Below are 14,585 nucleotides of genomic sequence, written 5' to 3'. Positions count from 1 at the left end.
GATTTACAAAACAATGCATATTCGAACATAAATGAATGCTAAAATTTGTATCTGATGCCCCCCAGAGGGGCTTTAAACCAACAAACAGGAGGAGAATAATGGGAATCTTTCGTCGCTTTACATCCCGTAGCTTCAAATACGCAACTGCTATGGTTTTCACTTTATCGTTGTACGCTGGTGTTGCGGGCAGCATACAACCGGTACGGGCAGAAGGTCCGGCGGACCCAGCCCCCTTCATTGCTGCGAAAGTGGTCAATGAGAACGCTGGTAAAAAAGTGCTGTTTGATAATACACATGGACAGACAGCTGGCGCAGCAGATTGGGTGATTGATGGTGGATTTTCAGACTTCGGCCAAGCCCTCGCGAGCAATGGCTATGATGTACACGAGCTTCGCCAATCTACGCCTATTACTTACAATGATCTAAAGAATTATGATGTATTTGTTACGGCAGAGCCAAATATTCCTTTTAAACAGAGCGAACAGGCTGCAATGGAGCAGTATGTAAAAGCAGGCAATAGTATTTTTTTCATTGGAGATCATTATAACGCGGACCGCAACAAGAATCGCTGGGACGGATCGGAGAGCATTAATGGCTACCGTCGTGGTGCATGGGAAGACCCTGCGAAGGGAATGAGTGCAGAAGAAAAAAGCTCGGCAGCAATGCAGGGCGTAGTCAGCTCAGATTGGCTGGGCAGCCAGTTTGGTGTGCGCTTTCGCTACAATGCATTAGGCGATATCACGGCTAATCAGATTGTCGAGCCAGCGCAGGCGTTCGGCATTACAGCTGGAGTGAGTAATGTGGCAATGCATGCAGGATCAACACTCGCGATTATCGACCCAGCGAAAGCCAAGGGAATCGTATATCTTCCTAAAACCAATCAGGCTTGGGGCAACGCGGTAGATCAGGGCGTTTATAACGGAGGCGGAATTCCAGAAGGACCTTATGCAGCTGTATCGAAAGTAGGACTAGGCAAAGCTGCTTTCATTGGGGACTCGTCTCCTGTCGAAGATGCAACGCCAAAATATTTGCGCGAAGAGACAGGAACCAAGAAGACAACGTATGACGGCTTTAAGGAGCAGGATGACGCTGTGTTATTGGTCAATATCGTAGACTGGTTGTCCAACAAGGAGGAGTATACCAGCCTGACGGAAGTGAAAAGCTTACAGCTGGACCAGCCGACGGCATTACTGCCTTTTGAAGAGCCACAGGCTTCCACGGAACCACAAGCCGAGCCTTGGTCCGCTCCCGCAGCCGGCTACAAATGGTGGGATCAGCAAACATTCAAAGCAGGGTCCTATGGCGGACCTACAGCCAGTGCGCAGCCTGTGTACAGCATCGTTCGTCAAGAGCAGCTGCCCAATGCAGAGCCTTTTCAAATTCGAGTTACTGCCGACCAACTGGCTCCTAACAGCACGATTAGCGGATTTAGCACAGGTATTTATGTAGCGGGCGGCAATCAAGTAGCCCAGATTCAAAATCCGGATGGAAGCTGGCCAACCACATACGGCTATAGCGGAACATTTAGTCTGGAGTCCAACGGCAAAGGGCATGCCTATAAGGACTTGACGGTGCGGATCAAGCCGGGAACCAGTGGTTCAGCTAATCTTAGACTGAGGCAAAACGGCAGCAATCTGCTGACCCAATCCGTCGTGCTGGCTGATGTCCCGGCCCAGCCGTTGCCTGAGGAAGGCAATACGGTTCCAGCTCGTATCAGTGTCGCAGAAGCACGGAGTCTCCCGGCTGGCAAAGTCGTGACCTTAGAGGGTGTTGTGACGACAGAACCAGGTGCATTCGGGGGTCAAGCCTTTTACATGCAGGATGAAAGTGGTGGGATTTATGTATATCAGAACCAAAGCGGCTTTCACCAAGGTGATCGAGTAAAGCTTACAGCAAGCTTGGCACTGTATAATAGTGAGCTAGAGTTAACCGATCCAGTGGCAATTGAAAAAACGGGAGAAGGACAAACGCCGGAAGCTGTACAAGTCACCGAACTCAGTGATGCGAACCAAGGACAGTTAGTTGAGCTTCCTACGGCAATGATTCGTAATGTGATAGACGCGACTCCCGTAGGTTCGTTTGAATTTGATGCAGTATCTGGTGAAGGAAGTCACCATGTGCGCGTCGATGCACGTACAGGCTTAACACGGACATCTTTTCCATATCAAGAAGGACAGCAAGTGAAGCTGAAGGGAATTTCGGCGATTTTCAAAGGGAATTATCAGTTAAAACCGCGTGGACTGGATGATTTTTCAGCTCAGACAGGCGCAGCATTGCAGGAAGTAGAGCTTTCACTGGATCAAACGACCCTCAACATTGGGGATACGGCAGCGACACATCTCAAGGGTACGCTGACAGATGGCAGCGAAGCTGATTTAAGCCGCGCTTCTGTTCAGTATATCAGCAGTCATGAATCCGTTTCACTGGATACGTATGGAGAACTTAAGGCCCTAAAAGAGGGGAGCGCGGAGATTACAGCCAGCGTCACCTTGGACGGTCAAACAGTGGTATCCAATCCTGTAGCCGTTAGAGTCAAAAAGACTGCTGTAGGTGAAGTGCCAGGAAAACCTGTGCTGTCGCATGATAACGGGCAGGACACCGGGCTGAAGGATGGCAACTACAACATCACCATGAATCTGTGGTGGGGTACGAATGGTGATGAGCTCAAGTTGTATGAAAACGACAAGCTGATTGGCACCCAATCGTTGCAAGCCGCTTCCCTTGGAGCACAGCATGCAGTCATTCCTGTTACAGGCAAGACCAATGGTACCTACACGTATACTGCAGAACTGATCAACGCTTCTGGTAAAACGACCAGCGACCCATTAACTGTCGAAGTGACCGATGCATCCCCTGGCATTCCAGTGCTGTCTCATGACAATTGGGACGGTGACGGCACCTACACCCTTACAATGAACATGTGGTGGGGCACGAATGCGACAAAATACAACTTATATGAAAATGGAGAACTGATCGACGCACAGGATCTGCCAAGCCAAAGCCCGCAGGCCCAAAGTGCAGTCACCAACATCCAAAATCAAAAGCCGGGTACATATGAGTATCGGGCCGAGCTAGTCAATGCTTCAGGAGAAGTTAGTAGTAAAACGATAAGCGTGGAAGTGAAGGAACGTTAAGTAAAAATGATGGATCGTTAAAAAGCAAGAGCATCTATTGACCTTCGAGAGTCTATAGATGCTCTATTTTATTTTTACGATATGTCTGCCACTATGGTGTTCTGTCGAGCTGTATTTATATAAGAGAGAAGCATGAAAAAAGTACCCGCAGCGGGTACTATCATTTTAGGATTGTGTTGGTTGAGCAGACAGTCCCTCTATATCTGAGGAGCCATAGAAGAACAAGGCAACTAGTATCACAATAATGACAACCTCTGCAAAATATTCTCCATCAAACTCACTCACCACAAATATCTCCTTTCGCCACTTGTTAATTGTTTACTTTCTGTGAAAAGGCCTGTATTACCTGGTCCAGTGTCATGTTCCCGTTATCATTTAAAAATTTCACCATATTATCGACATTGGAAGGAGTAGATGCTAATGTTTTGTATTTTCCTGTGAGTCCCAAAAACAATGTTGCTTGTCTGTATAAAGTCACGGAATCGACGTTTAGTTTTCCTGTTAGTAGGAGGGCTGCCACTAAGACCTCCACATTTTTCCCTTGAAGAGCAGAAAAGATAGCCGAATTACTGTTTAATCCATTTTTCTTTTGACCGTTGGGGGGGGATTTGGATTTACGATTCCCATTCCCATTACCATTCTTTCCTAAGGAAGCCATTGAATCTTCCTCCCGCCATATACTGCTCCTGCCTGGTTTTCACAAAATTCGGGACAAGGACAGCGGCACTGCATGTGCTCATCAATATACGTTATGATCATACGATATGCGAATAAGAGAGCATTGGTTACTATAAGAATCACCCTGGCTGAAGGTAGTTGGCTACTATTATCAGTAATTTATTTCGCATGTTGGTCCGATTTAGAGTAAACTACAATAAAGCAAGCCAAATGAGCAATTTGCATACATCCCAAGAGCGTTTCCAATCAGCAATGTTTAGACCGAAACGGTTTAGTTCGTTTATTGTATTTTTGAGCGTTGAATTGGAATTAAGCAAATGCTGAAATAGGAGTTGTAGATAAAATATGTCGAATGAAGAAGTATTGTTAACTAAAGAGGGATTGGCCAAGCTAGAGGATGAGCTTAAGGAACTGAAGACCGTAAAACGTAAGGAGCTAGCCGAACGGCTTAAGTTGGCTATCAGCTACGGTGATTTGAAGGAAAATAGTGAGTATCACTCAGCCAAGGACGACCAAGCATTTATGGAAACCCGCATTCTCATATTGGAGAAGATGCTGACCAAAGCCCGGGTCGTGGACGAGAGTAATTTAGACCTTAGAACCGTTAGTATCGGATCGACTGTCATTCTGAATGACATCGAATTTTCGGAGAAGATGGAATACAAAATTGTAAGTCCTGCTGAGGCGGATGTTCTGGATAACAAAATTTCCTATGAGAGTCCTTTAGGCAAGGCACTTTTGGGGAAAGAAGTGGGCAGTATCATTCATGTGGATGCACCCATGGCTGTAATCAAATATGAGTTGCTTGAAATTAAGCTCACATAGTTCATTCCCGATTCCCTTATATGAGGGGGCCGGGATTTTTTTATTTCTCGCTACTTACATACCGTCCATGTGGAGCACAGTTGCACTCCACATACTGGACAGGATTTTCTTTACTCCGCTATAGCGCACTAAGTTAGTCCGTCATCAGGAAGCCTGCTTGCTCCAGTGCAGCGCAGGCATCGTTAATTTTATCTTCATCCGAGGCATTCAAGGTATGCAGGTGGATGCCTCCCGTCAGCTGGGACAAATAAGTGGCCTGGGTGGAACTGATTTTACGGATAAAATCGTCCACTTCCTTGCGAGTTCCAACCCGTATCGGAGCAGTTAGATCCCCGTATACCGGATGCTCAACAATAACATCCTGCACACTTACACCGTAGTCCACAATCAGCTTTAGTTCCTCTTCTGTCTGTTCAGGTCGATGTTTACACACAATAATACGTGAGGCTAAGGGGGCTGTCTGACCCGCAGGCTCCATATAAATGTATCCTTGACTCGTTGCAAGGATAGGCTCTTGGCTTGCTTTTAACAGGGAAATATCCTGTACAATTACTTGTCTGGAAACGGAGGATCTGCGTGCCAGTTCGCTCCCGGTCAGCGGTGATTCGCTCTTCAGCCACAACAGCAGCTGCTCGCGGCGATCCGTACCTGACCGCTTTAAAGATTCAGTCAACGGGATAAGCTCCTTTCTTGTCGATGCGTCAGGTCTGTCAAAATATCTACCAGTACATTCAATTCCTCGATGGTGGTTGCCCTTCCGAAAGAAATACGGATAAATTGTAATGCTTCACGGTCGGATGCTCCAAGCGCTTGTAAGGCAGGCGAAGGATCGTGGTGTCCGGCGGCACATGCGCTTCCGGTTGATATACAGACACCTCTGCGATTACATTCCAGCATAACATATTGTCCCTCGTAACCGTGAAAAAAACATCCAACTATATGATGAAGCACTGCTTTATTCTCGCTTTCCTGTACGACCCAACGTAACGGAATGGATCTTTCCTGAATTTTCCTAATAAAGTGTCTTCTCAGGGTAGCATATCGCTCCTGATGCGACTCCATCTGTTCGGTCATCATTTCTGCCGCCGCGACAAAGGCTGCAATCCCGGGAACATTAACCGTTCCAGGACGAAATCCGTTTTCATGTAGCGTATCAGGGTACACGGGACGCCACGGGGTTCCGGGTTTGAGATATGCAGCACCGACACCTTTGGGGCCATACACTTTATGGCTCGATACAGAGAGTGCATCTACTCCCATGGCTTCTACATCTAAGAGAATATTCCCAAATGTCTGTACCGCATCACTGTGCAGCAAAATACCCCGTTCGTGTAGCAGGGGAGATATGGCAGCAAGGTCCTGAACCAGTCCCGTTTCCGAATTGGCGTGTTGTACAGATACAAGTCCGGTGTTTTCTCTCAGGTGAGGTAAAAGAGCTTCGCGAGTCATTCGTCCTTCCCGATCCGGTTGCACAATGGTCAGTTCATAGCCCTGACGTTCCAGCAAAGTAGCAAGGTTGTACATCGAGTGATGTTCCAAAGCGCTCATGATCCAATGCTTTTTATGCGGCGGCAACCCGTTCAGGATTGATTGCACAATCAACATATTGGATTCTGTTCCCCCGGTTGTAAAATAGATGCCTTCCTTTTGCCCGCCAATCATATTTGCTATTCGTTGCCTGCTGTAATCCAGCGTGTAGGCTGCTTGACCGCCCGCATCATGGAGGCTGCTGGCATTTCCGAACATTTCCTTATTTAATACGTTATACATATTTAAAGCTTCGTCACACATAGGTGTGGAAGCGGCATAGTCCAGATAAATCACAGTAATTCCTCCCTGCTTAAAAATAATTCCATTCAAAAACTCTTGAGATTATTGTAGTCATGTGTAAATATAAGTGTCAAGACACTTGTAAACAGTTATGTACACAAAGCGGTTATCTGTTCGTGAGAGCGGAAACGATCAGCCGCATCGATATGGAGGGATTCTAATGTCTATGCTTGACATTTTACAAGGAAATAGAGGGCTTATACCAGAGCATTATAAGACACTGACGGTTGCTGACATGGAGCAGCGAGTGGCCGAGTTGAAACAAAAATGGGGACCCAAGCTGCTTATACCGGGCCATCACTATCAGAAGGACGAGGTTATTCAGTTTGCTGATATAACAGGAGATTCTCTACAGCTTGCTCAAATGGCTGCACAAAATCAGGAAGCGGAGTTTATTGTATTTTGTGGGGTACATTTTATGGCCGAGACAGCGGATATGCTGACTACTGATCGACAGACTGTTGTCCTGCCGGATATGCGTGCAGGCTGCTCGATGGCAGATATGGCGAATGTGGAGCAGACAGAACGAGCATGGAAGCATTTACAGGAATGGGTAGGAGATACGATCATACCGTTAACGTATGTAAATTCCACAGCAGAGATCAAAGCCTTTGTAGGGCGACATGGCGGGGCTACCGTGACCTCTTCGAATGCCAAACAAGTGCTGGAATGGGCGCTGAAGCAAAAGGAACGTATTTTGTTTTTGCCGGATCAGCATTTGGGCCGCAATACAGCTTACGATCTTGGAATTCCGCTGGCTGAAATGGCCGTGTGGAATCCCATGACCGATCAGCTGGAGACTGAACAGGACCCGGCAACCGTAAAAATTATTTTATGGAAAGGACATTGCTCTGTTCATGAAAAATTCACGGTAGATCACATTCGCAATGTCCGCGAGCGTGATAAGAACATCCGGGTCATCGTGCACCCCGAATGCTCTTATGAGGTCGTACAGCTCGCAGATTGCGCGGGCTCCACAAAATTCATCATCGATACCATTCGCGCGGCAGAGCCGGGAACCCAATGGGCTGTTGGCACAGAAATGAATCTCGTGCAACGAATCAAACAGCAGTACCCTGAACAGCAGATTGAATCGCTCAATCCCGATATGTGTCCCTGTCTGACCATGAACCGGATCGATCTTCCCCATTTGCTGTGGGCAATGGAGCAGTTTGATCGGGGTGAGCCTGTGGGTGTGATTCGTGTGGATGCTCAGATCAGACAGGATGCTGTACTAGCATTGAATCGTATGCTTGCTATCCGTTAACCTTTTGCTGTTCCAGCGAGAATGCTGCTTAAAATCTTTGGTCTTATTTTAAAGAAGCAGGGAGCTTGACGCCAAGCAGACGGTTTCCGCTTTGAATAAATATCATTCCACCGGATTTGAGCGTTGGACCGAAGGAGCGTGAGCCTGTGTTGACAGCAAACACGGGCTTTAAGCTCATCAAATCATAGCCATGAAATACGCCATCTGATTGCCCGACATAGACTCCTTTACCGAATACGTCAGCTTGAACGGTCGGATTATCGCCGTCGTAATGAATGAATTGACCTGAGGACAGCTTCATAGCAGTCAGTCTGGATGTACTAAAATCTTGGTAGAACATGCGACCTTCATGAATAGACAATAAAGGAACAAGTTGATCATAGCCATTTTGCGCCCACTTGCGAGCAGGTTTGCTATCTGGTTTATAGTTCCAGAAGTCATAGGAAGCTAGTATCTTTCCCTGAAAGACATAAAGGTCTTTACCGTACAAAAAAGCAGAACCGTATATGCCTCCAGATTGGAAAGTGCCATCTTTATTTTCAGCCTCAGTCCATCGGTACTGACGATCTCCTTTGGATTCACCTGTCTTGAGGTCGTACTGTGCTATCGTAACTTTTCGATTTACCGGGTCATCATCAATCATAAACGTATTGGCAACAGAGTAGACAATCCCGTCTTTAACGGCCAGTGGAAAAGAACTTCTGAAGCTGTCCCAAAGCTTTTTGCCGGTTTTAGCGTCATAGGCATTAATCTGTTCAAAGGTCAGGCTGCCCTGTACATTATAGTTGCGGATAAGCACACCGTCAGTTTCCATTATTTCGCCCAAACCACTGTATGAGTTCTTATCCTCACTGATTTTCCACTTCACCTTGCCACTGACAGCATCAATGGCAGCCGTTTGCACCGATTGCATAATATATATAGTTGGACCAATGCGCTGAATACCATATGCTTCAGTAAATCCAAGCGGAGTGGACCACACTTTCTTGCCAGCTTCTGTAACGGCATAGATAGAACCGCTTCGTGTCATTCCGTAGATGATACCTTTGTTGTACGTTAAAACAGGGGTAAGTTGATCACCATATTGCCACAATTTCCGACCCGAACTGGCCTCAAGGGCAACCAGTCTATGGTTCGAGTCAACCGCGAATACCTTACCGTTTTCCGCTATTGCTACCGCCTTATCTGGATATCGGTTTCTATCGATTGGGATAACGGGAAAAGACCAGGAAGGTTTGATCACAGGTGCCTGGATTGTGGTGCTATAAGCGGCGTTACTCATGGAGACTGCAGATTGCTCTGCACTTGCCTTTTCAGTGAATCCATCGCTGATTAAGGGCAGCCCAATGCTGGCTAACGCCAATCCTGTAAACAATGTGCTGTGTATCGTTTTTCTCATACGCGCTGGCTCCTTTAATGGTTAATAGGGGAGTAAGGCTTTATAGAAAGTCACCTTTGATTAGACTGTAAATAAACCCAAAAGTTTCATGTTGTATTTACATTTTGGTTGTTTTGAGCATAAATACTTAAATTCAGTTGCTTGTGTCCAACCTGTATCTCTAATTAAAGATTAGTCGCTTGTCCGGTTTTCGTGCTATAATTGTAGCAACAAACCGAAGGAGGTGAATCCCTTGTTTGAGCTCCAGGACCTACTCCCTTATTTATTTACAATCGGCTTGCTGTGCACAGTGACTTATGCATATCTCGCTCATTTGCACGGCAATGTACCCGAATGCTGGGTCGAAGGCGGGCCCGTAAGGTCGCATGCTTCTCCACAGATGCCGATGTCTGCCCGTGGACAGGACATGCCTGTCCGGCTGGCCCGACATATCCGGCGTAAGGAAGCGCCGGATGAAGATGCATCCGATTGTTCTCCCTCGTTGAACGATGGCACAGCCAATCAACGAGGAGGAACATATGAAACGATTCAAGGGATTCACCTTTTGGGGTAAAAAAGAACGGATATTAGGATTAATGGTAGCGTTGGCGGTGGTTATGCTGCTGTCTGGTTGTGGTGCGAATGCTGCGGAGATAAATGCACAGACACCCGGATTTTTTAATCATTACGTGGTGTTCCCGCTTTCTTGGCTTATTCAGCAATTGGCGCAATGGTTTGGTGGAAGCTTTGGGCTGGCGATTATGACTTTGACATTCATTGTCCGGCTGGCCTTACTGCCTCTTATGATGCGTCAAACGCGTGCCCAGCAGGGGATGAAGCGTAAGATGAGCGCCATGCAGCCCGACTTGGACCGAATTAAGAAGAAGTATGAAAACAAGAAAGATACCACCAGCCAGCAGAGTATGCAGCAGGAAATGATGTCGCTTTATAAAGAGCATCAATTCAATCCGCTTAATATCGGTTGTCTGCCTATTCTCATTCAGCTCCCGATCTTGAGCGGTATGTACACTGCAATCCGCTTAACCCCGGAGCTGGCGTCTCACTCCTTCCTATGGTTCCGGCTCGGACAGCCGGACTGGATTTTGGCAATCGTCGTCGCAGTTGTATACTTGGCACAGGCCAAGCTTTCTCAGCTTCAGATGACGCCTGACCAGCGCAAGCAATTTGCGATCATGGGCTATCTTTCACCGATTATGATGGCGGTCTTTTCCTTTAATGCCCCTTCTGCCATGCCATTATATTGGACAGTAAGCGGCACCTTTTTGCTGCTTCAGTCGCTGTGGTTCCGCAGACGCTATCCAATAGAGGAAGCAGAGAGTAAGGTTAAACTTGGAGAAGTCACACCAACCTAAATAGAAGATGATATTTGTTTAACTTAAGATTTGCGCTTGTAGTATGCCACGTGTAATCATAGGATGTCATTCGAGCCGTTTATAAGGCTTAGAATGGCGTCCTTTTTTGATGCTGCTTTTTCGCTACATTCCGCTTGTGATTTTGTAGTCAATATGAAATCCTTATATTATAAAATGATTCTTAAAGTTGGGAGAGGCTATATGAGAACTCCAACCACGTCCATAGAATGATATGATCATCAAATAAAGGAGGACGGATGCTATTGCATGAGAAGCGTGCAAAAAGCACCCGGCTATATACCAACAGGGATACCTCATGGGCGCCTGACCCCACCTTTTCCAAAAAAATGGGTTTCGACATGTGGAGGATGCACCTAGTCTTTGAATGAAATGATAACAGAAAAATGGGTAAAGTAAGATATATACGAAAGCTAATGCTGGACTTTGTTTTATCACGCAATGAATGTTATGGAGGAACTATAGAAAATGAAGAAAACACCAACAAAGCTGCCCATTTCCTTAGCACTGCTCACATGTATAGTATGTGCGCTCGGTTTTGGCTTAATCGCATTATGGGTGAGCGACAATCAAATACGGTATTTTGACCAGAAAATTATTACGGCTATTCGACAGCTGGAGTCGCCCGCCATGACCCGTCTAATGAAATTTTTCACCATGATCGGCAGCGGGATTCCAGTTGTGATCATCATTTTAATTGCCATGTTCGTGCTTTATAGAGTATTGGGACACCGCAGAGAACTGCTTTTTTTGGCGGCTGCTGTGTTGGGATCGGTAATGCTGAATACGATACTGAAATTGCTTTTTCAGCGTGCGAGACCGGAGATTAACCGTATTATTGAAGAGAATGGATACAGCTTTCCGAGCGGACATTCCATGACAGCTTTCAGCATGTACGCTGCGCTGACATTTTTAGTGTGGAAGCATGTTCCTTCTAGGCTGGGGCGTATCCTTCTTATTGTGCTCAGCAGTCTGCTGATTGTAGCAATCGGAACGAGCCGCATTTATTTGGGCGTACATTATCCGAGCGACGTTGTGGGTGGCTATTTTATGAGTGGCTGCTGGATGGCGGCTTGTATTTGGTTTTATCAGCGGTACGAAGAACGACGAATGCTGCCACTTCGCTCCAAATCGACAGCATAATAGGTAGCATAAATAAATGAAGCATATAAAAAAGCAGACGCTTTAGCGTCTGCTTTTCATTTGGACAGAGGAAGTGTGTTCAGTCATCTTAGTTCTGGCCTGTTCACCAGGATTGAGCCCCAGCTTCTGCTCCCATTTTCCATAAAATATAATAGCCGCCTGCATGAAGATGCCAGGAAGCTTCCGGCTTCGAATGAATTGATGAACGCCGACGGCACAACCTGCACCAATAAGCGCACCTGCCAAAATATCCGAGGGATAATGCACTCCGGTCCACACGCGGGATACTGCGATGAGTACAGCCAAGATAACCCAGAGAACACGGAATTTTTGATGATGAAGCCATAAAATGGAAGCCAGAGCAAACGCTCCAAGTGCATGGTTACTTGGGAATGAAGCATTAGGATCATGGTGAACAAGCTGAATGACTGAATGTCCGACAAAAGGTCGATCTCTGTAAAACAAATGTCCAAGGCCCCAACTAATTACAAAACCGATACAAACCGTTATAACGGCTTCTAAAACCATCATCCGATGCGGCATTTTAAAAGTGAACCAGTAAATCAGCAAAGCCACTCCGAATAAATATGGTGCATATTGCGCCAAGAAACGCATGGTTCCATTCAAAAAGGCGAGGGAATTAGCCAGTTCATTGATCCAGTGAAATAAAGCATAATCTACATTAATTAACATGAATAAATTACTCCTTAACATCAAAAAATTGAATAACAAAGTTATATTATAGAGCGACTACACGGATAAAAGCTTAAAATCAAATAAAAAATGAATGTCATTTCCATTACTCATTTGTTTTTTCTATAGAAAATAGGTGGTTTTGCGATGGAAAAGTCGGTGCTGGTCATTGATGATGAAGAGAAGATATCCAGATTGCTTCAGTTGGAGTTATCCCATGAAGGATATGCAGTTGAAATCGCACAGACGGGCAGAGAAGGATTGGAAAAAGCTCTAGCACGTACATGGGATATCATCATTTTGGATGTAATGCTGCCGGAGATGAACGGGGTCGAGGTACTGAAGCAGATTCGAAAAGTGGACAATCATACACCAGTAATTATGGTCACTGCACGTAACACGACTCCTGATAAGGTTTCAGGTCTGGATGAAGGTGCCAATGATTACATTACGAAGCCTTTTGAGATCGAGGAGTTATTAGCGCGGATGCGGGCCAGTATGAGGCATCAAATGGAGCCAACAGCTACCGCTTTACAAGAAGAGGACAAGCCGTCGTCTAGGCTCCAAGTGGATAGTTTGGTGTTGGAACGCAAAACTAGGTCAGTGGTGCGGGAAGGAAACCGAATCGAACTGACGCCAAAAGAATATGATCTGCTTCTTTATCTGATGGAGCACAAAAATCAGGTATTGCAGCGGGATCAAATGATTCAGGACGTGTGGGGATTTGATTTTGTCGGTGATACGAATGTCGTAGATGTGTATATCCGGTATGTTCGCAAAAAAATTGATCATGGATACAAAAAGAAATTGATAAAAACCGTGCGCGGTGTTGGGTACTTCATCCGGGAGGAAGACTAGTGAAGCTTCGGACCAAAATCACCCTGCTCAGTTCTATTTTAGTGATGTCGATACTCCTGTTTGTGGATGTTACAGTTCACCTATTGTTCGTCAAAATCGCTACGCGAAATGAAAGAGAAGTGCTGCAAAATAAGTGGACTGAAATCATTGCCGAAACCGGACCCACGATGATTCTGAAGAATGCATGGGGCCCCAAACTGAAAGATGAGCTTTCTGGAGATACCATTTTGAGGGTATTTGATCAGCAATCCCGACTTTTGTATGAAGTAAGTCGCCAGTCCCGCTTTAAGCTGGGCGATATACGTTTTAACACTTCTCAAAGCTCTCAACTGACAGATGTACAGGGTCATAAAATTCTGGTTATCCATCTGCCTGTGCTTTCTCTGGAGGGCAATCAGAAGGGGACGCTGGAGATCGTGGAAAAATGGGATGCACTCGAAACCAATCTCGATATTTTAAATACGATTCTCATCACATCGACTGTAGGGGCTATGTTGCTAAGCTTGGTAGGAAGCACGATTTTGGCGAATGCCATATTGCTGCCGATTTCCAGTAGTATTCAAACGATGCAGGAAATTGAAAGAAGCTTGAAATTTAAAAAAATCCCCGCTGGCAGTCATAATCAAGATGAATTGTCCCAAATGACCGCCACTTTTAACCGAATGATGGAGAGATTAGAAGAAAGCTTTCAGAGCCAGCAGCAGTTTGTTTCAGATGCCTCACATGAGCTGAACACCACTCTTATGATTATTGAGGGCTATGCCAACATGCTGCGGCGGTGGGGCACGCGTGACGAGGACATTCGTAAGGAATCCATTGAATCGATCTATGAAGAAACTCAGCGAATGCGTACGATGACACAGCAGTTGCTGACTCTTGCCTCCTCACAGCAGAAAGATCCTGAGCCGCATGAGCGGATAGAAATGATCGGTTGTTGTCAACAGGTGGTAGCGCATCTCAAGCCTGTACATGATCGTCAAATTTCTATTTTAACAGAAGAGAACGAAATTTGGCTGGATGCCAATCTGACAAAAATAAAGCAGTTGCTAGTGATCCTGCTGGATAATGCATTAAAATACAGCTCGGATGAGATCGAAATAGGGTTATCTACAGATGAAAAGGATGTCTATATCCAGGTTAAGGATTATGGGATCGGAATACCTGAGGGCGAGATCAAGCGGGTCTTTGAACGATTTTATCGGGTAGATAGCTCCAGGCATCGTAAAACCGGAGGAACGGGGCTGGGGTTGCCAATTGCCAAGGCAATTACAGATGCCCATCAGGGTACGATACGCATGGAGAGCGTAGAAGGAGAAGGAACGGTAGTCATCGTCACGCTGCCCCAAAGACAACAGGAAAGGCTGTCCCTCCAGTAGATATATCTACTA

Annotated in this window: 13 protein-coding genes; 8 read left to right on the top strand and 5 right to left on the bottom strand. The window is 46.0% G+C overall.

Annotated elements, in window-relative coordinates:
* Positions 1-98: 98 nt before the first annotated feature.
* Positions 99-3,134 carry an endonuclease gene (locus MHB54_RS28310; RefSeq protein ID WP_264453825.1) on the top strand — a complete coding sequence of 1,012 codons (3,036 nt, stop codon included), beginning with the start codon at positions 99-101 and terminating at the stop codon, positions 3,132-3,134.
* Between the two features lie 310 nt (positions 3,135-3,444).
* Here MHB54_RS28310 and MHB54_RS28305 read toward each other — a convergent pair whose 3' ends face one another.
* Entirely contained in the window at positions 3,445-3,792 is a 348-nt protein-coding gene (locus tag MHB54_RS28305; RefSeq protein ID WP_023988452.1) for a hypothetical protein, read from the bottom strand.
* Between the two features lie 365 nt (positions 3,793-4,157).
* Between MHB54_RS28305 and greA the strand changes: the two genes are divergently transcribed.
* Entirely contained in the window at positions 4,158-4,637 is a 480-nt protein-coding gene (greA, locus tag MHB54_RS28300; RefSeq protein ID WP_013310174.1) for a transcription elongation factor GreA, read from the top strand.
* Between the two features lie 133 nt (positions 4,638-4,770).
* Here the strand turns inward: greA and MHB54_RS28295 are convergent, their stop codons facing one another.
* Entirely contained in the window at positions 4,771-5,310 is a 540-nt protein-coding gene (locus MHB54_RS28295; RefSeq protein ID WP_028541390.1) for a transcription repressor NadR, read from the bottom strand.
* Positions 5,307-6,461 (bottom strand): IscS subfamily cysteine desulfurase, encoded by a 1,155-nt coding sequence (locus tag MHB54_RS28290; RefSeq protein WP_028541389.1) that lies wholly within the window; start codon positions 6,459-6,461, stop codon positions 5,307-5,309. The genes MHB54_RS28295 and MHB54_RS28290 overlap by 4 nt, the downstream gene beginning before the upstream one ends.
* Before the next feature lie 166 nt (positions 6,462-6,627).
* On the opposite strand from MHB54_RS28290, the gene nadA reads away from it, so the two are divergent.
* Positions 6,628-7,734 (top strand): quinolinate synthase NadA, encoded by a 1,107-nt coding sequence (gene nadA / locus MHB54_RS28285; RefSeq protein WP_068938718.1) that lies wholly within the window; start codon positions 6,628-6,630, stop codon positions 7,732-7,734.
* Between the two features lie 43 nt (positions 7,735-7,777).
* On the opposite strand, the gene MHB54_RS28280 is transcribed toward nadA, so the two are convergent.
* Positions 7,778-9,133, bottom strand: a complete 1,356-nt coding sequence (locus MHB54_RS28280) for an outer membrane protein assembly factor BamB family protein (protein WP_023988456.1) — start codon at positions 9,131-9,133, stop codon at positions 7,778-7,780.
* Positions 9,134-9,365: 232 nt separating this feature from the next.
* Here MHB54_RS28280 and MHB54_RS28275 point away from each other — a divergent pair, with 232 nt between their 5' ends.
* The 3 genes from MHB54_RS28275 (at position 9,366) to MHB54_RS28265 (ending at position 11,646) form a co-directional block, all read left to right on the top strand.
* Positions 9,366-9,686 (top strand): hypothetical protein, encoded by a 321-nt coding sequence (locus MHB54_RS28275; RefSeq protein WP_023988457.1) that lies wholly within the window; start codon positions 9,366-9,368, stop codon positions 9,684-9,686.
* Positions 9,652-10,485, top strand: coding sequence for a membrane protein insertase YidC (gene yidC / locus MHB54_RS28270; protein ID WP_023988458.1), 834 nt, complete (start codon positions 9,652-9,654; stop codon positions 10,483-10,485). Before MHB54_RS28275 ends, yidC begins: the two co-directional genes overlap by 35 nt.
* 486 nt (positions 10,486-10,971) lie before the next feature.
* Positions 10,972-11,646: a phosphatase PAP2 family protein gene (locus MHB54_RS28265; protein WP_264453823.1), complete on the top strand. Its 675-nt coding sequence runs from the start codon at positions 10,972-10,974 to the stop codon at positions 11,644-11,646.
* 42 nt (positions 11,647-11,688) lie between these two features.
* Here the strand turns inward: MHB54_RS28265 and MHB54_RS28260 are convergent, their stop codons facing one another.
* Positions 11,689-12,339, bottom strand: a complete 651-nt coding sequence (locus MHB54_RS28260; protein ID WP_075154155.1) for an undecaprenyl-diphosphatase — start codon at positions 12,337-12,339, stop codon at positions 11,689-11,691.
* Positions 12,340-12,486: 147 nt separating this feature from the next.
* Here MHB54_RS28260 and MHB54_RS28255 point away from each other — a divergent pair, with 147 nt between their 5' ends.
* Together MHB54_RS28255 and MHB54_RS28250 are read left to right on the top strand one after the other, a co-directional pair.
* Positions 12,487-13,197, top strand: coding sequence for a response regulator transcription factor (locus MHB54_RS28255; RefSeq protein WP_264453822.1), 711 nt, complete (start codon positions 12,487-12,489; stop codon positions 13,195-13,197).
* Positions 13,197-14,573: a sensor histidine kinase gene (locus tag MHB54_RS28250; RefSeq protein ID WP_028541385.1), complete on the top strand. Its 1,377-nt coding sequence runs from the start codon at positions 13,197-13,199 to the stop codon at positions 14,571-14,573. The genes MHB54_RS28255 and MHB54_RS28250 overlap by 1 nt, the downstream gene beginning before the upstream one ends.
* Positions 14,574-14,585: the final 12 nt, after the last annotated feature.

Origin of the sequence: Paenibacillus sp. FSL M7-0802, assembly GCF_038004945.1 — a bacterium.
Taxonomy (GTDB): Bacteria; Bacillota; Bacilli; order Paenibacillales; family Paenibacillaceae; genus Paenibacillus; species Paenibacillus polymyxa_B.
Note: the sequence above shows the minus strand (reverse complement) of the source record. Positions and strands in the feature narration are given on the sequence as shown.

Bases quoted from the DNA above. Each gene is read 5' to 3' on its own strand.
- MHB54_RS28310 (WP_264453825.1), top strand. From the start codon at position 99: ATGGGAATCTTTCGTCGCTTTACATCCCGTAGCTTCAAATACGCAACT.
- MHB54_RS28305 (WP_023988452.1), bottom strand. From the start codon at position 3,792: ATGGCTTCCTTAGGAAAGAATGGTAATGGGAATGGGAATCGTAAATCC.
- MHB54_RS28255 (WP_264453822.1), top strand. From the start codon at position 12,487: ATGGAAAAGTCGGTGCTGGTCATTGATGATGAAGAGAAGATATCCAGA.
- yidC (WP_023988458.1), top strand. From the start codon at position 9,652: ATGAAACGATTCAAGGGATTCACCTTTTGGGGTAAAAAAGAACGGATA.
- greA (WP_013310174.1), top strand. From the start codon at position 4,158: ATGTCGAATGAAGAAGTATTGTTAACTAAAGAGGGATTGGCCAAGCTA.
- MHB54_RS28265 (WP_264453823.1), top strand. From the start codon at position 10,972: ATGAAGAAAACACCAACAAAGCTGCCCATTTCCTTAGCACTGCTCACA.
- MHB54_RS28280 (WP_023988456.1), bottom strand. From the start codon at position 9,133: ATGAGAAAAACGATACACAGCACATTGTTTACAGGATTGGCGTTAGCC.
- MHB54_RS28260 (WP_075154155.1), bottom strand. From the start codon at position 12,339: ATGTTAATTAATGTAGATTATGCTTTATTTCACTGGATCAATGAACTG.
- nadA (WP_068938718.1), top strand. From the start codon at position 6,628: ATGTCTATGCTTGACATTTTACAAGGAAATAGAGGGCTTATACCAGAG.